This is a genomic window from Streptomyces sp. SAI-135 (assembly GCF_029893805.1).
Taxonomy (GTDB): Bacteria; Actinomycetota; Actinomycetes; order Streptomycetales; family Streptomycetaceae; genus Streptomyces.
On sequence record NZ_JARXYP010000002.1, the window covers coordinates 6,337,812 to 6,352,756 of the forward strand.

General features: G+C 70.6%; 17 protein-coding genes. 12 read left to right on the forward strand and 5 right to left on the reverse strand.

Annotation, left to right across the window (positions count from 1 at the left end; all coding sequences use genetic code 11):
- Positions 1 to 10 precede the first annotated feature (10 nt).
- From M2163_RS33330 to M2163_RS33350, 5 genes are all read left to right on the forward strand, one after another.
- The gene (locus M2163_RS33330; RefSeq protein ID WP_280849182.1) at positions 11 to 1,759 is read left to right on the forward strand and encodes an ABC transporter substrate-binding protein; all 1,749 of its coding nucleotides are present in this window, start codon (positions 11 to 13) and stop codon (positions 1,757 to 1,759) included.
- A 69-nt stretch (positions 1,760 to 1,828) separates the two neighbouring features.
- Complete coding sequence (locus M2163_RS33335; protein WP_020139913.1) at positions 1,829 to 2,836, forward strand: ABC transporter permease; 1,008 nt, start codon at positions 1,829 to 1,831, stop codon at positions 2,834 to 2,836.
- Positions 2,833 to 3,924, forward strand: a complete 1,092-nt coding sequence (locus M2163_RS33340; RefSeq protein ID WP_280849181.1) for an ABC transporter ATP-binding protein — start codon at positions 2,833 to 2,835, stop codon at positions 3,922 to 3,924. Before M2163_RS33335 ends, M2163_RS33340 begins: the two co-directional genes overlap by 4 nt.
- On the forward strand, positions 3,921 to 5,279 hold the full coding sequence (locus M2163_RS33345) for a dipeptide ABC transporter ATP-binding protein (protein WP_280895806.1): 1,359 nt from the start codon (positions 3,921 to 3,923) through the stop codon (positions 5,277 to 5,279). The genes M2163_RS33340 and M2163_RS33345 overlap by 4 nt, the downstream gene beginning before the upstream one ends.
- Before the next feature lie 109 nt (positions 5,280 to 5,388).
- On the forward strand, positions 5,389 to 6,045 hold the full coding sequence (locus tag M2163_RS33350) for a trimeric intracellular cation channel family protein (RefSeq protein WP_280849179.1): 657 nt from the start codon (positions 5,389 to 5,391) through the stop codon (positions 6,043 to 6,045).
- Here M2163_RS33350 and M2163_RS33355 read toward each other — a convergent pair.
- Positions 5,954 to 7,174 (reverse strand): alpha/beta hydrolase-fold protein, encoded by a 1,221-nt coding sequence (locus M2163_RS33355; RefSeq protein WP_280895807.1) that lies wholly within the window; start codon positions 7,172 to 7,174, stop codon positions 5,954 to 5,956. The two genes, M2163_RS33350 and M2163_RS33355, sit on opposite strands and share 92 nt — an antisense overlap.
- 144 nt (positions 7,175 to 7,318) lie before the next feature.
- Here M2163_RS33355 and M2163_RS33360 point away from each other — a divergent pair, with 144 nt between their 5' ends.
- A complete protein-coding gene (locus M2163_RS33360; RefSeq protein ID WP_280849177.1) occupies positions 7,319 to 8,173 on the forward strand; it encodes a thioesterase family protein in 855 nt (284 codons plus the stop codon).
- Between the two features lie 131 nt (positions 8,174 to 8,304).
- Positions 8,305 to 8,673 (forward strand): hypothetical protein, encoded by a 369-nt coding sequence (locus M2163_RS33365; protein WP_280895808.1) that lies wholly within the window; start codon positions 8,305 to 8,307, stop codon positions 8,671 to 8,673.
- 84 nt (positions 8,674 to 8,757) lie between these two features.
- Here M2163_RS33365 and M2163_RS33370 read toward each other — a convergent pair whose 3' ends face one another.
- Positions 8,758 to 9,384, reverse strand: a complete 627-nt coding sequence (locus M2163_RS33370) for a TetR family transcriptional regulator (protein WP_280849175.1) — start codon at positions 9,382 to 9,384, stop codon at positions 8,758 to 8,760.
- 145 nt (positions 9,385 to 9,529) lie between these two features.
- On the opposite strand from M2163_RS33370, the gene M2163_RS33375 reads away from it, so the two are divergent.
- The 4 genes from M2163_RS33375 (at position 9,530) to M2163_RS33390 (ending at position 11,636) form a co-directional block, all read left to right on the forward strand.
- Positions 9,530 to 9,694: a hypothetical protein gene (locus tag M2163_RS33375; protein ID WP_280849174.1), complete on the forward strand. Its 165-nt coding sequence runs from the start codon at positions 9,530 to 9,532 to the stop codon at positions 9,692 to 9,694.
- A 35-nt stretch (positions 9,695 to 9,729) separates the two neighbouring features.
- Complete coding sequence (locus tag M2163_RS33380) at positions 9,730 to 9,996, forward strand: DUF4190 domain-containing protein (protein WP_125189472.1); 267 nt, start codon at positions 9,730 to 9,732, stop codon at positions 9,994 to 9,996.
- A 66-nt stretch (positions 9,997 to 10,062) separates the two neighbouring features.
- Positions 10,063 to 11,232, forward strand: coding sequence for a cysteine desulfurase family protein (locus M2163_RS33385; RefSeq protein ID WP_280895809.1), 1,170 nt, complete (start codon positions 10,063 to 10,065; stop codon positions 11,230 to 11,232).
- A gap of 26 nt (positions 11,233 to 11,258) precedes the next feature.
- Positions 11,259 to 11,636 (forward strand): DUF1304 family protein, encoded by a 378-nt coding sequence (locus M2163_RS33390; RefSeq protein WP_280895810.1) that lies wholly within the window; start codon positions 11,259 to 11,261, stop codon positions 11,634 to 11,636.
- Between the two features lie 23 nt (positions 11,637 to 11,659).
- On the opposite strand, the gene M2163_RS33395 is transcribed toward M2163_RS33390, so the two are convergent.
- On the reverse strand, positions 11,660 to 12,325 hold the full coding sequence (locus tag M2163_RS33395) for a peptidoglycan recognition family protein (RefSeq protein WP_280849171.1): 666 nt from the start codon (positions 12,323 to 12,325) through the stop codon (positions 11,660 to 11,662).
- Between the two features lie 60 nt (positions 12,326 to 12,385).
- On the opposite strand from M2163_RS33395, the gene mnmA reads away from it, so the two are divergent.
- Complete coding sequence (gene mnmA, locus M2163_RS33400) at positions 12,386 to 13,510, forward strand: tRNA 2-thiouridine(34) synthase MnmA (protein WP_280895811.1); 1,125 nt, start codon at positions 12,386 to 12,388, stop codon at positions 13,508 to 13,510.
- Positions 13,511 to 13,760: 250 nt separating this feature from the next.
- On the opposite strand, the gene M2163_RS33405 is transcribed toward mnmA, so the two are convergent.
- A complete protein-coding gene (locus M2163_RS33405; protein ID WP_280895812.1) occupies positions 13,761 to 14,543 on the reverse strand; it encodes an alpha/beta hydrolase in 783 nt (260 codons plus the stop codon).
- Positions 14,544 to 14,580: 37 nt separating this feature from the next.
- The gene (locus tag M2163_RS33410) at positions 14,581 to 14,904 is read right to left on the reverse strand and encodes a DUF427 domain-containing protein (RefSeq protein WP_280849168.1); all 324 of its coding nucleotides are present in this window, start codon (positions 14,902 to 14,904) and stop codon (positions 14,581 to 14,583) included.
- Positions 14,905 to 14,945 lie beyond the last annotated feature (41 nt).

Genomic DNA, 14,945 nt, shown 5'->3' on the forward strand with positions numbered 1-14,945 from the left:
GCAGACCATCATGCGAAGGTCAGCGCTGGCCGCAGTGGCGGCCATCGGCAGTGCGAGCCTGTTGCTCTCGGCTTGCAGCAAGGCCGATGACAACGGTGGAGACGAAAACAAGTCGGCTGGGGCCAACGCAGCGACCAAGGGTGTCGTCAACGCCTCCACCCAGAAGGGTGGGACGGTCACGTACGAGTACTCCGACGTCCCGGACTCCTTCGACCCCGGCAACACGTACTACGCCTACATGTACAACCTCAGCCGGCTCTACGCCCGCCCGCTGATGACCTTCGCGCCCGGTCCGGGCGAGGAGGGCAACAAGCTGGTCCCGGACCTCGCCGAGAGCGCCGGCCAGCCCAGCGACGGCGGCAAGACGTGGACGTACAAGATCCGTTCCGGCCTGAAGTACCAGGACGGCACGCCGATCACCTCGAAGGACGTCAAGTACGCCGTCGAGCGCTCGAACTTCGCGCGTGACGTGCTCTCCCTCGGCCCGAACTACTTCCAGCAGTTCCTCCAGGGCGGCGACAAGTACAAGGGCCCCTACAAGGACAAGAGCGCCGAGGGCCTGAAGTCCATCGAGACGCCGGACGACAACACGATCGTCTTCAAGCTCAACCGCGCCTTCCAGGAGTTCGACTACCTGGTCGCCACGCCGCAGACGGCTCCGGTCCCGCAGGCCAAGGACACCGGCGTCGACTACGTCAAGAGCATCGTCTCCTCGGGCTCCTACAAGTTCCAGAGCTACAAGGAGGGCCAGCAGGCCGTCCTCGTGCGCAACGAGAACTGGGACGCGAAGACCGACCCGCTGCGCAAGCAGTACCCGGACAAGATCGTCGTCAAGCTGAAGGTCAACGCCGAGACGATCGACCAGGACGTCCAGGCCGGCGACGCGATCGACCTCGGTGGTACCGGTGTCCAGGCCGCGACCCAGGCCAAGGTCGTCAACGACGCCAACCTGAAGTCGAACACGGACAACACCTACGGTGGCCGCCTGGTCTACATGGCGATCAACACCCAGGTCGCGCCGTTCGACAAGGTCGAGTGCCGCAAGGCCGTCCAGTACGCCATCGACAAGGTCTCCGTGCAGACCGCCGAGGGCGGCCCGATCCGCGGTGACATCGCCACCACCGTCCTGCCGCCGGACATCCCGGGCTACGAGAAGGCGGACGTCTACGCGACCACCGGCAACAAGGGCGACGCGGCCAAGGCCAAGGAGCAGCTGAAGGCCTGCGGCAAGTCGAGCATCAACACCAACATCTCGGCCCGCAGCGACCGTCCTCAGGAGATCGACGCGGCCACCGCGATCATCGCCTCGCTGAAGAAGGTCGGCATCAACGCCAGCCTGAAGCAGTACCCGTCGGGCAAGTACTTCACCGACTACGCCGGTGTGCCGACCTTCGACAAGAAGCAGAACATCGGTCTGCACATGATGCAGTGGGGTGCCGACTGGCCCTCCGGCTACGGCTTCCTGCAGCAGATCCTGCACGGTGACGCGATCGGTGCGTCCGGCAACACCAACCTCTCGTACCTGAACGACAAGCAGATCAACGAGATGCTGGAGAAGGCCATCGCCACCGAGGACGACTCGGCGCGCAACGCCCTGTACGCCCAGATCGACAAGCGTGCGATGGACCTGTCGGCGCTGGTCCCGCTGACCTACTTCAAGGTCCTGCTGTACCGCCCGGCCGGCTTCACCAACCTGGTGTCCACGGCGGCCTTCAGCGGTCAGTACGACTACCTCAACATCGGCACGACCAAGAAGTAGCCCCGGAAGGCAGGTGAAGGCATTGGTGCCCGTGGGCTTCGCGGCCCACGGGCACCAGCGCCGGTCCCCGTGATCTCGTACATCCTCCGTCGGACGTTCGCGGCAGTGATCCTGCTGTTGGTCGTCACCGCGGTCACCTTCGCGATCTTCTTCCTGCTGCCACGGATGGCCGGCCAGACCGCCGACCAGCTCGCGCAGCAGTACCTGGGCAAGAGCCCGTCGAAGGCCGACATCCTCGCGGTCAAGCAGAACCTGGGTCTGGACGACCCGCTGTACCTGCAGTACTGGCACTTCATCAAGGGTGTCGTGTCCGGGGCCACCTACAACCTGGGTCCCACGACCGCGCACTGCGACGCGCCGTGCTTCGGCTACTCCTTCAAGACCCACGAGGCGGTCTGGCCGCAGCTCACCTCGCGCATCCCGGTGACCGCGTCCCTTGCCCTCGGTGCCGCCGTGCTGTGGCTGGTCTCCGGTGTCGTGATCGGTGTGATCTCCGCGCTCAAGCCCGGCAGCTTCTTCGACCGCAGCTTCATGGGCGTCGCACTCGCCGGTGTCTCGCTGCCCATGTTCTTCACGGGCAACCTGGCGCTGCTGCTCTTCACCTACCAGTGGCCGATCTTCGGCCGCACCTATGTGCCGTTCACGGAGAACCCGGCCCAGTGGGCCAACACGCTCTTCCCGGCCTGGTGCTCGCTCGCTCTGCTGTACTCCGCCATCTACGCCCGGCTGACCCGTTCGGGCATGCTGGAGACGATGAACGAGGACTTCATCCGCACGGCCCGCGCCAAGGGCCTGCGCGAGCGCAACGTGGTCGGCCGGCACGGCCTCAGGGCCGCACTGACGCCGATCATCACCGTGTTCGGCATGGACCTGGGTCTGCTCCTCGGCGGTGCCGTGATCACCGAGACCGTGTTCTCGCTGCCCGGCATCGGCCAGTACGCGGTCCAGGGCATCACCGACAACGACCTGCCCCCGATCCTCGGCGTCACCCTGCTGGCCGCCATCTTCGTCGTAGTCGCAAATCTCCTGGTGGACCTGTTGTACGCCGCCGCCGACCCGCGGGTGAGGCTCTCGTGACCGAACTGTCCAAGACCGGTGCCGCGCTGGGCGAGCCCGCCCCCGGCAACGCTCCCGACGCCTTCCTCGCGGTCCGCGACCTCAAGGTGCACTTCCCGACCGACGACGGCCTGGTCAAGTCCGTCGACGGCCTCAGCTTCGAGGTGGAGAAGGGCAAGACCCTCTGCATCGTCGGAGAGTCCGGCTCCGGAAAGTCCGTCACCTCGCTGGCGATCATGGGCCTGCACCGGCTCGGCGCGCGCGGCAAGAACGTGCAGATGTCCGGCGAGATCTGGCTGGGCGGCAAGGAGCTGGTCTCCGCCGACCCGGACGAGGTGCGCCGGCTGCGCGGCCGTGAGATGGCGATGATCTTCCAGGACCCGCTGTCCGCGATGCACCCGTACTACACGATCGGCAACCAGATCGTGGAGGCGTACCGGGTCCACCACGACGTCAACAAGAAGGTCGCGCGCAAGCGGGCGATCGAGATGCTCGACCGGGTCGGCATCCCCGAGCCCGACAAGCGCGTGGACGGCTACCCGCACGAGTTCTCCGGCGGTATGCGCCAGCGCGCGATGATCGCCATGGCGCTGGTCAACAACCCCGAACTGCTCATCGCGGACGAGCCGACGACCGCCCTGGACGTCACCGTCCAGGCGCAGATCCTCGACCTGATCCGGGACCTGCAGAAGGAGTTCGGCTCCGCGGTCGTCCTCATCACCCACGACCTGGGCGTGGTCGCCGAGATCGCCGACGACGTCCTCGTGATGTACGGCGGCCGGTGCGTGGAGCGCGGCAGCGTCGACGACGTCTTCGAGCGCCCGCAGCACCCCTACACCTGGGGCCTGCTGGGCTCGATGCCGCGCATCGACCGCGAGACCTCCGAGCGGCTCATCCCCGTCAAGGGCCAGCCGCCGAGCCTCATCAACGTCCCCTCGGGCTGCGCCTTCCACCCCCGCTGCCCGTACGCGGACATCCCCAAGGGCAATGTCACCCGTACCGTGCGCCCGGAGCTCCAGCAGGTCGGCGCCGGACACTTCTCCGCGTGCCACCTCTCGCAGGAGGACCGCACACGGATCTGGACCGAAGAGATTGCGCCGAAGCTGTGAGTGAGACGAAGAAGGACGCGGACGTGACGGCCGTCCCCGGCGAGCGCGAGGTGCTGCTCAAGGTCGAGGGCCTGCAGAAGCACTTCCCGATCCGCAAGGGCGTCCTCCAGCGCCAGGTCGGCGCGGTCAAGGCGGTCGACGGCATCGACTTCGAGGTGCGCAAGGGCGAGACCCTCGGCGTGGTCGGCGAGTCGGGCTGCGGCAAGTCGACGATGGGACGGGTCATCACCCGCCTCCAGGAGCCGACCGGCGGTTCGATCCACTTCGAGGGCCAGGACATCACCCGGCTGAACGCGGCCGGGATGCGCCCGCTGCGGCGGGACATCCAGATGATCTTCCAGGACCCGTACGGCTCCCTGAACCCCCGCCACACCATCGGCGGCATCGTCTCGGCACCCTTCCGCCTCCAGGGCGTGGAGCCCGAGGGCGGGGTGAAGAAGGAGGTCCAGCGCCTCCTGGAGCTGGTGGGCCTGAGCCCCGAGCACTACAACCGCTACCCGCACGAGTTCTCCGGCGGCCAGCGCCAGCGCATCGGCATCGCGCGCGCACTGGCCCTGAAGCCCAAGCTGGTGGTGGCGGACGAGCCGGTCTCGGCCCTCGACGTGTCGATCCAGGCGCAGGTCGTGAACCTGATGGACGACCTCCAGGAGGAGCTCGGCCTCACGTACGTGATCATCGCGCACGACCTGTCCGTCGTACGGCACGTCTCGGACCGCATCGCGGTGATGTACCTCGGCAAGATCGTCGAACTCGCCGACCGCACCTCGCTGTACGAGGCGCCGATGCACCCGTACACCAAGGCCCTGATGTCGGCGGTCCCGGTGCCCGACCCCAAGCGCCGGGGCGCCAAGTCCGAGCGGATCCTGCTGCGCGGCGACGTCCCGTCCCCGATCTCCCCGCCCTCCGGCTGCCGCTTCCACACGCGGTGCTGGAAGGCCACGGAGGTCTGCAGGACCACCGAGCCGCAGCTGGTCGAGCTGCGTCCCGGCCAGCGCGTGGCCTGCCACCACCCCGAGAACTTCGAGGACCAGGCCCCGCAGGACACCGTGCTCCTGTCGGTCGCCAAGGAGGCGGCGTCGCTGGTCGCCGAGGAGGTGCTCGCGGAGTCGGCGGAGACGTCGGCGGCGGTCGCGGCCGTCGCCGCGGAGGAGAGGGCCGGCCGGGAGCCCGACGCCGAGGCCGCCGGGGAAGCGGCCGACACGGCCGAGCAGCCGGAGGTCGAGGCCGCGGCGGACGTCGAGGCCACGGCCGCGAAGACGGGCCCGGGCGCGCGGACCGCTCCCGCGGCACCGCTGAAGACCGGCGAGGCGACCACGGAACCGGAAGCCGACCGTGAGGACCCGGCCGACAAGTAGGGCATGACGAGCAGGACCGGTCCTGCACCACCCGAGCGGGAGAGCGCGGAGCAGTCCGTCGCCCTCCCGCTCGGCGCATCCCGCAACAGGCCGTGCGCGACAATGCGGTGTGCTCCAGCAACTGTTCACTCCCTCCGTCCAGCACACGCTCGACCTCGTCGGCATCTTCGTGTTCGCCATCTCCGGCGCGCTGCTGGCCGTCCGCAAGAACTTCGACGTCTTCGGCATCGCCGTCCTCGCCGAGGTCACCGCGCTGGGCGGAGGACTGTTCCGGGACCTGATCATCGGCGCGGTACCGCCCGCCGCCTTCACGGACCTGGGCTACTTCATCACCCCGCTGCTCGCCGCCCTCCTGGTCTTCTTCCTGCACCCGCACGTGGAGCGCATCCAGGTCGGCGTGAACGTCTTCGACGCGGCCGGTCTCGGTCTGTTCTGCGTCGCCGGCACCACCAAGGCGTACGAGTACGGGCTCGGCCTCACCCAGTCCGCCACCCTCGGACTCGCCACCGCCGTCGGCGGCGGTGTGCTCAGGGACGTCCTCGCCAACGAGGTGCCGTCCCTGCTGCGCTGGGACCGCGACCTGTACGCGGTCCCGGCGATCGTCGGCGCCACCCTGGTCGTCCTGTGCATCCGCTACGACGCCCTCACCCCGTTCACCAGCGGGCTCGCGGCCCTCACGGCCTTCGTACTGCGCCTGCTCGCGATGCGGTTCCACTGGCGAGCTCCGCGGGCGTGGAACCGCCGGTCGACCGTGCGTGAGGAGTAGCGCCCGCCCTGCCGTGCAGCAGCCCCATCTCCTCGGTCAGCCAGTGGAAGGCGGGCACCACCTGCGGCTTCCACAGCGCCATGTTGTGGCCGCCGGCGCTCTTCGGGACGTAGACCACGTGCACGGTGGTCGGCGCCTTCGCGACCTGTTCGAGGCCCATGGCCGCCTCGTAGCCGTCGCCGGGCTGACCGGACTGGTAGAGCGCGATCGCGGGCGGGGTGCGGGCGTCGCGCAGCAGCAGGTAGGGGTTGTTCGCGCGGCGCAGGGCGGGGGTCTCGGCGGCCAGCGAGTTGCGTTCGCCGATCGGGTCGTTGTAGCCGGACATGCTGACCGCGGCCCGGTAGCGGTCGGGGTGCGCGACGGCGAGCTTCGTCGCGCAGTGCCCGCCCGCCGAGTACCCGGCCACCGCCCAGCCCGCCGGCCCGGACCGGGCGCGGAAGTTGTCCGTGACCATCTTCGGCACGTCCACACTGAGCCAGGTGTCGGCGTTGACGGTGCCGGTGATGTTGGCGCATCCGGTGTCGACCCCGGCCAGCAGGTTCATGCGCGGGGCGACCAGGATGAACGGCGCCACCCTGCCGTCGCGCATCAGCGGCCGGAGCTGGGCGACCGCGTGCAGCGACCCGAACCAGGCCTTCGCCGAGCCCGGATACCCCGACAGCAGCTCCACCACGGGGAACCTGTGGTGCCGGTAGGCGGGCCGGCCGTACTGCGGGGGCAGCCAGACGTAGACCTCGGCGTTCACCCCCGAGACCCGGCCCTTGAGCTGGGTGACCCGGACGCCCTTCATCCCGGGTCCGGAGGCGTCGGTGAAGTGCTGGCGCACCCTGGGCAGCCGCTTCAGCGAGATCCCGCCGGTGCCGTCGGCGCCCAGGTTCGCGGCCTGCTGGACGTGGTTGCCGGTGCCGAGCAGGTCGGCCCAGTTGTCGTACAGGTTGTTCTGGTTGTTGACCAGCACGAAGACGAGGGCGACGGCCGTGCCCTGGGCGAACAGCACCATCACCACGCGGGCGACGGCGCGGGCGATCCGGGGTCCCCGCAGCCGCGACCACAGGGCCAGCGGCAGCACGACGGCGACGACGGACAGCACGATCAGCGTGTAGAGGAACGCGGTCCCGGTGAGGCTCATGTCCCTGTAGAGGGGCTCGCCGGAGGCGGGGTTTACGGACGAGTACGGACACTTACCGAAGAATTGCCCGCGTCTCACCTGGGATGATCAAGGCGAGAGGGGAGAAAGCTACCGCTTAGTAGTTAGCTGTTGTACCGTTCAGGCATGCCAGAAGCAGCCTCCGCCACCCGCGCCACGATCGGTGACAGCGAGTTCGACCGGGACACCGCGGTCGTCCGCCGCGGGCCCGGCGTCTACGACATCGACCTCTCGGCCGGCTGGACGATCATCAACGCCGTCAACGGCGGCTACCTCCTGGCCGTCCTGGGCCGCGCCCTCGCGGACGCTCTGCCGCACGCCGACCCGTTCACCATCTCCGCGCACTACCTGACCGCGTCCCAGCCCGGCCCGGCGGTGATCCGCACGCACGTGGTCCGCACCGGCCGCACCCTCTCCACCGGCCAGGCCTCGCTCTTCCAGTACGACGACCAGGGCGACGAGGTCGAGCGCATCCGCGTCCTCGCCTCCTACGGCGACCTCGACACCCTTCCCGACGACATCCGTACGACGGCGAAGCCGCCGCTCTTCCCGCCGATGGACCAGTGCTTCGGCCCCGAGGACGGCCCGGCCCCCGTCGACGGCAGCTCGGCCATCACCGAGCGGCTGATGCTCAAGCTGGACCCCTCGACGCTGGGCTGGGCGCTCGGCGCGCCGTCCGGCAAGGGCGAGATGCGCTCCTGGTTCGGGCTCGCCGACGGCCGCGACGCCGACCCCTTCTCGCTGCTCCTCGCGGTGGACGCGCTCCCGCCCACGGCCTTCGAGATCGGCCTCAAGGGCTGGGTCCCGACGGTCGAACTCACCGTGCACGTACGGTGCCGCCCGGCCCCGGGCCCCCTCCGCGTCTCCGTCACCACCCGCAACCTCGCCGGCGGCTTCCTGGAGGAGGACGCCGAGGTCTGGGACACCGCGGACCGACTGGTCGCCCAGTCGAGGCAGCTGGCGCGGGTGCGGCTGGGCTGAGTTCCCGGAGGGCTTTGGTTGCGCTTTGCCTGCCGCACAGGTGGGGGACAGGCCGGGCCCAAGGAAGGCTCAGGAGGCGTTGCGAGAGTCCCGGTCTCAGGACTTCCTCATCCTCCCTGGAGCTGTCTCTCATGAAGCGTGTGCGTCTCCTCCCCGCCGTGGCCCTGCTGGCGCTCTCGCCCCTCGCCCTGGCGGCCTGCGGCTCGGGCGACTCGTCGTCGAGCTCGAACAGCGGCACCTCGGGGCAGCAGAACTGTCAGGCCCCCACCGGCATCCCTTCCGGCAGGCCCAGCGGCGCCCCCTCGGGTGCCCCCACCGGGGGCGCGAGCGCGCGGCCGTCGGGCGCGCCCAGCGGCAACCCCTCCGGCATGCCGAGCGGCGGTCCCGGCGGCGGCCAAGGCGGCCCCGGCGGCGGGATGGGCGGCTGCGGTGGCCCGGGCGGCGCGGCCCCGAGCGGTGCGCCCAGCGGTGCCCCGAGCGCGGCGGCGACGAAGAGCTGACCCGCGCAGGACGTCGTACGGCAGGGGCGGACTCCCGGTGAACGGGGGTGCCGCCCCTGTGCGTTGCCCATGCCGTGCGGGGCCCTAATCCAGCCAGTGTTCGCGGCCGATGCTGATCAGCCGCATCTGACGCTCCGCCACCTGGCAGACGCGTTCCCGTTCTTCCGGGGACGCCTCCAGGGCCTCCAGGAAGAGGGAGGCCGTGATGAGCATCTGGTCGACGTAGAGGTTGGCCAGCATCAGCAGGTCGTCGTCGCTCCAGCCCCCGGACACCGGGTCCTTGGCCAGTTCGTCCTTCACCTCCTGCCCGAAACGGGCCAGTTGATCCCGGATGGCTTCTCTGACCGGCTGAACTCCGCCATGTCGTTCCCGGGCGATAAACCGGACGTGTGCGGGGTACGCGTTGACATGACCGGCGATCAACTCGATGGCGCGCTTGATGCGTTGACCGTGGTCGTCGGCCGTGGACACCGTCGTCCGAATCATCGGGTGCAGGCTGCCCAACGCCTCCTCGACCAGGGCCACACCGAGATCCGCGATGGAGCGGAAGTGCCGGTAGAAGGCGGTCGGCGCGACGCCGACGGCACGCGTGACCTCGCGCAGGCCCAGGCTGCTCAGGCTCTGCTCCTCCAGCAGGGCCAACGCCGCGTCCAGGAGCGCCTGCCGGGTCTTCTGCTTCTGTGCCTGCCGAATACCGAGGGTGTGACTCATGTCATCCAGTTAACAACTGTTCTCCGTAATTGGAAAGCCGTAGGACACGCTAGACTCTGAAGTCAGTGAACAACTGTAACCACAACTGTTCACCCAAACGTAACGACTCACACCGCGACAGCCGAATCGGAGGGGGATCCGTCCCATGCTGTTCCTCGTCGCCGCACTCATGCTGCTCGGCGTCGTCCTGGGCACCGTCGCCCACGCGCCGTTCACCTTCACCGCAGTCGCCGCCGTCGTGATCGCCGTCTGGCTGGGCATCTTCGCGCTCCGCGAGCGCCACGCCCGCCGCCGCACCTCGGCCCACTGACCCACGCCCCGCCGTCCCCAGGAGCACTGATCACCATGCAGCTCACCGCGCAGGCCACCCAGCGAACCGGCGCCCGTGACGCCGACGGCATGGCCGTGGCCTCCTTCATCCTCGGCCTCGTCGGCCTGCTCGTCCTCAACGTCTTCCTCGGCCCGATCGCCATCGTGCTGGCCTCCGTGGCCCTGTGGCGCGGCACCGCCCGCCGCGGCCGTGCCTACCTGGGCCTCGGCCTCGGAGTGGCCGACCTGCTGGTCCTGGTGGCCTTCATGCAGCTGGACAGCACGCCGTCCTGGAGCTTCTGAGGGCGCCGGCACCGGCCGGTCCTGGCCTGAGGCCGCTCACCCGTGACCCGTAGAATCGGCGTCACCATGGCATACCTCGACCACGCCGCGACCACCCCGATGCTCCCCGAGGCGGTCGAGGCACTCACCGCGCACCTCGGCGCCACCGGCAACGCCTCCTCCCTCCACGCCTCCGGCCGCGTGGCCCGCCGTACGGTCGAGGAAGCACGCGAGACCCTCGCGGAGGCGCTCGGCGCCCGGCCCAGCGAGATCGTCTTCACCTCCGGCGGCACGGAGGCCGACAACCTCGCCGTGAAGGGCCTGTACTGGTCCCGGCGCGACGCGGACCCCGCGAGGACGCGGGTCCTGGCCAGTCCCGTCGAGCACCACGCCGTCCTCGACGCCGTCCACTGGCTCGGCGAGCACGAGGGCGCCACCGTCGAGTACCTCCCCGTCGACAGGCACGGCCGGGTCCACCCCGACGCCCTGCGCGAGGCCATCGCCCAGAACCCCGCCGATGTCGCCCTGGCCACGGTCATGTGGGCCAACAACGAGATCGGCACCATCCTGCCGGTCCGCGAACTCGCCGCCGTCGCCGCCGAGTTCGGCGTCCCGTTGCACGCCGACGCGGTGCAGGCCTTCGGGCAGGTGCCCGTCGACTTCGCCGCCTCCGGCCTCGCCGCCATGACGGTCTCGGGCCACAAGATCGGCGGCCCGTACGGCATCGGCGCGCTCGTCCTCGGCCGTGAGTGGACCCCCGTCCCCGTGCTGCACGGCGGCGGCCAGGAGCGCCACGTCCGCTCCGGCACCCTCGACGTGCCCGCCATCGCCTCCTTCGCGGTGGCCGGCCGCCTCGCCGCCGAACAGCGCGAGTGGTTCGCCACGGAGATCGGCACCCTGCGCGACAGTCTGGTCGAGGCGGTCCGTACGGCCGTCCCGGACGCGATCCTCGGCGGCGACCCGGCACCGGGCGGCCGCCTCCCGGCCAACGCCCACTTCACCTTCCCCGGCTGCGAGGGCGACTCCCTGCTCCTCCTCCTGGACGCGCAGGGCATCGAGTGCTCCACCGGATCCGCCTGCACCGCGGGCGTCGCCCAGCCCAGCCATGTCCTGCTGGCCACCGGCACCGACCCCGAACTGGCTCGCGGCACCCTGCGCTTCTCCCTCGGCCACACCTCCACCGAGGCGGACGTCGAGGCGGTCGCGAAGGCCATCGGCCCGGCGGTGGAACGGGCCCGCGCGGCGGGGCTGACGTAACGGCCCGGACGCAGGACACTCCGGGCGTGAACCTCGTATCCCAGGTCCTCGCCCTGCTCGCGGCCCTGACCCACCTCGTGGTCGGCACGCTCGAACGCTTCTTCTACGACCGCACGGCCGTCCGGGTCTTCCTGACGACGTCTGCCGCCGACGCCCCCGAAGTCGCCCTGTGGCGTTCGGGAGTCGCCGTCTACAACCTGCTCCTCGGGCTCGGCCTGGTCGCCGGAATCGTCGCGCTGCACGCCGGTGAACCCACCGCGGGCCGCACCCTGATCCTCTACCTGTGCGCGTGTCTCATCGCCTCCGCGCTCGCCTTCGCCGCCTCGTTCCCCCGGCTGTGGCGCGGTGCCCTCGGCCAGGGAGCGCCGCCGGCCCTGGCGCTGCTGGCCGCCGCCCTCCTCTAGCGTCGCCCACCGGGTGTCCGCGACTACGCGGAGGCAGTGCGCGCCTGCCGGACCAGCTTCATGTACCGGTCCCAGTCCCAGTGTTCGCCCGGGTCGGTGTGGTCCGTGCCCGGCACCTCCACATGGCCGATGACGTGCTCGCGGTCGACGGGTATGCCGTAGCGCGCGCAGATCCGGGCCGTGAGCCGAGCCGAGGCCGCGTACATCTCGTCGGTGAAGTCCTCGGGCCGGTCGACGAATCCCTCGTGCTCGATGCCCACACTGCGTTCGTTGTAGGAGCGGTTGCCCGCGTGGTACGCCACGTCCAGCTCGCGGATCATCTGGGTGATGTGGCCGTCCTTGCGGACCACGTAGTGGGCGGCCGCCCCGTGCCCCGGGTCCTGGAACACCTTCACCGCGCTGGCGAAACTCCCCTGGGTGACATGGATGACCACCATGTCTATGCCGTAGTCGTCGGGCCGGTCCGCGCGCCGCCAGTTGGCGTCGGAGGCCGCCACCCACTGGGCGCCGCCGAAGTCGACCGCGCCCTCGACCCGCGGTTTCTCCACTCCCGGCGCCCGCCACCACAGCCGCGCCAGCTCGTCACGGGCGAGCACGACGGAGCCCACGGCGGCCGCCGTCCCGCCGACGATCAGCGCCCGCCGGCCGATGCGCCGGTCGGTGTCCCTGGAACCCTCTGTCGCCCCCACGTCGTCGTCAACGGATACCCGGCGGCCCCGGTTCCCGCGTCCCCGTACTCTTGAAGGGTTATGACTGACACCACGCAGCGCCCCCTTCGCGTTCTCGCCGCCATGTCCGGAGGCGTGGACTCCGCCGTCGCCGCCGCCCGTGCCGCCGAAGCCGGCCACGACGTGACCGGCGTCCACCTCGCGCTCTCCGCGAACCCTCAATCGTTCCGCACGGGCGCGCGTGGCTGTTGCACCATCGAGGACTCCCGCGACGCCCGCCGCGCCGCCGACGTGATCGGGATCCCGTTCTACGTCTGGGACCTCGCCGACCGCTTCCGCGAGGACGTCGTCGAGGACTTCGTCGCCGAGTACGAGGCCGGCCGCACCCCCAACCCCTGCCTGCGCTGCAACGAGAAGATCAAGTTCGCCGCGCTGCTCGACAAGGCGCTGGCGCTGGGCTTCGACGCCGTGTGCACGGGTCACTACGCGAAGGTCGTCACCCTCGCGGACGGCTCCCGCGAGCTGCACCGCGCCTCCGACATGGCGAAGGACCAGTCGTACGTCCTCGGTGTGCTGGACGAGAAGCAGCTGGCGCACGCGCTGTTCCCGCTCGGCGACACCGTCACCACCAAGGACGAGATCCGCGCCGAGGCCGAGCGCAGGGGCCTCGCGGTCGCCAAGAAGCCCGACTCGCACGACATCTGCTTCATCGCCGACGGCGACACCCAGGGCTTCCTGGCGAATCGGTTGGGCAAGGCGGAGGGTGACATCGTCGACGAGTCGGGCGCGAAGCTCGGCACCCACGAGGGCGCGTACGGCTTCACCATCGGCCAGCGCAAGGGGCTGCGGATCGGCACCCCGGCCGCCGACGGCAAGCCGCGCTACGTCCTCGACATCTCCCCGGTGAACAACACGGTGACGGTCGGCCCGGCCGCCGCCCTCGACGTGACCGCCCTGAGCGCGATCAGGCCCCGCTGGTGCGGCGCGGCCCCGGTCGGCCCCGGCACCTACACCGCCCAGCTCCGCGCCCACGGCGGCGAGACCGAGGTGACGGCGGAGCTGGTGGACGGGGAGCTGCGCGTGTCGTTCGCGGAGCCCGTCCGCGGGGTGGCCCCGGGCCAGGCGATCGTCCTCTACGACGACACCCGCGTGGTCGGCTCGGCGACGATCGCGACCACGGTACGGGCGACGGCGGGCGTGGCCTGACGGTCCCCCGGGCGCGTGTCGGCGGCTGCCACGGGGCACCGGCACGCGCGTGTGCCTGGCACACGGACAAGGGCGCCGTAAGTGCGTGGTGGGGTTCAGGCTGCCGGGCGCACGCGCAGGTGCGGTCGCCCGGAGACCCTCGCGTCGGCACCGGCAGCTGCCCGTGCGCCTGGCGGGGCATGCCGCGGTGCCCACGGCCCCCGCGTGTCCCCGGTGGCCGTCCACACGTGTGCCCCCGTGCCCGCGCGTCTCACCCCGCGAAGAACTCCGCCAGGACCGGTGCCAGGGCCGTCGGGTCGACCATGTGGGTCTGGCCCTCCAGGACGCGGTACGTGCCCTTCGGGACCGTTTCCGCGACCGTCCTGGTGGCCTCGCGCATCCACTCGGGGCTCGCTCCGCCCGCGACGGCCAGCACCGGCACGGTGACCGACGCCAGCCGGTCCCGGGGGACCAGACCTCCGGCCATGACCGCGTTGTCGTAGGCGAGCGTCGGGGCGACCGCCTCCATGCCGGGCCACATGGGGGACTGGCGGGCGCCCCGGATCATCTCCTCGCCCATGCCGGTGAGCCGCAGGAACAGCTCCACGGCGTCCCCGGTCCGGCCCTCGGCGAGGGCCGCGGTGAGGTTCTCGGTGTACTCGGCGTTCCGCTGCGCGCCGCCCTCCAGGAAGTCCGCGTACGGCGTCTCGTACACGGCGGCCCTGCGCACCGGCAGCCCGCTCGCCGCGGCCTCCAGGACCAGCGCGCCGCCGGAGGAGATCCCGCACAGGCACGCCTCGCCGCCCGCCGCCTCGACGAGCGCGGCGAGGTCCTCGACCTCACGGGTCACCGCGTAGGGGGCCCTGTCCCCGCTCTGGCCGCGACCGCGGCGGTCGTACACGAGGACGTCGAACCGCTCGGACAGCGGCACGGCCAGGGGCGCGACCGTGCCGCCCGTGGACATCGCGCCGCTGACCAGGATGACCGCCGGGCCCTGCCCGGTGCGTGCGTACGCGATCGGTGTGCCGTCGCGCGAGAGGGTCTTCTTGTCCATGCCTGAGGAGACTGCCGCACCCGGCGCGAGTCATCGGTCAGGACACGTCGACCTCGTAGAAACAGAGGTGGTCCTTGATCTCGGCGACGGCGGGCTTCGGTTCGGGATACGACCACACCAGGTCGGGCGCGTCCGGCAGAGACCAGTAGGACGCGGTGCCCTTGAACGGGCAGTAGGTGTGGGTGTCGGAGGGGGTCAGCAGGTCGAGCCGTACGTCCTCGGCGGGGAGGTAGTACCGCGGGGGACAGCCCGTCTCGCGCAGCACGAGGGGACGTTCGCTGTCCGCGAGGACCTGGTCGCCGTGCACCACGCGTACGTGCTGGTCGGATTGCTCGATGGTGATCGTGTGTCCTTCGGCCATACCGGCACAGCGCTCGCGGGCCCCCGGTTCTTCCCGCGTAC

What these genes read in the sequence shown, in the direction of transcription:
- M2163_RS33330 (WP_280849182.1), top strand. Translation starts at nt 11, where the DNA reads ATGCGAAGGTCAGCGCTGGCCGCAGTGGCGGCCATCGGCAGTGCGAGC.
- M2163_RS33355 (WP_280895807.1), bottom strand. Translation starts at nt 7,174, where the DNA reads ATGAGCCTCACCGGGACCGCGTTCCTCTACACGCTGATCGTGCTGTCC.
- M2163_RS33360 (WP_280849177.1), top strand. Translation starts at nt 7,319, where the DNA reads ATGCCAGAAGCAGCCTCCGCCACCCGCGCCACGATCGGTGACAGCGAG.
- M2163_RS33365 (WP_280895808.1), top strand. Translation starts at nt 8,305, where the DNA reads ATGAAGCGTGTGCGTCTCCTCCCCGCCGTGGCCCTGCTGGCGCTCTCG.
- M2163_RS33370 (WP_280849175.1), bottom strand. Translation starts at nt 9,384, where the DNA reads ATGAGTCACACCCTCGGTATTCGGCAGGCACAGAAGCAGAAGACCCGG.
- M2163_RS33375 (WP_280849174.1), top strand. Translation starts at nt 9,530, where the DNA reads ATGCTGTTCCTCGTCGCCGCACTCATGCTGCTCGGCGTCGTCCTGGGC.
- M2163_RS33380 (WP_125189472.1), top strand. Translation starts at nt 9,730, where the DNA reads ATGCAGCTCACCGCGCAGGCCACCCAGCGAACCGGCGCCCGTGACGCC.
- M2163_RS33385 (WP_280895809.1), top strand. Translation starts at nt 10,063, where the DNA reads ATGGCATACCTCGACCACGCCGCGACCACCCCGATGCTCCCCGAGGCG.
- mnmA (WP_280895811.1), top strand. Translation starts at nt 12,386, where the DNA reads ATGACTGACACCACGCAGCGCCCCCTTCGCGTTCTCGCCGCCATGTCC.
- M2163_RS33405 (WP_280895812.1), bottom strand. Translation starts at nt 14,543, where the DNA reads ATGGACAAGAAGACCCTCTCGCGCGACGGCACACCGATCGCGTACGCA.
- M2163_RS33410 (WP_280849168.1), bottom strand. Translation starts at nt 14,904, where the DNA reads ATGGCCGAAGGACACACGATCACCATCGAGCAATCCGACCAGCACGTA.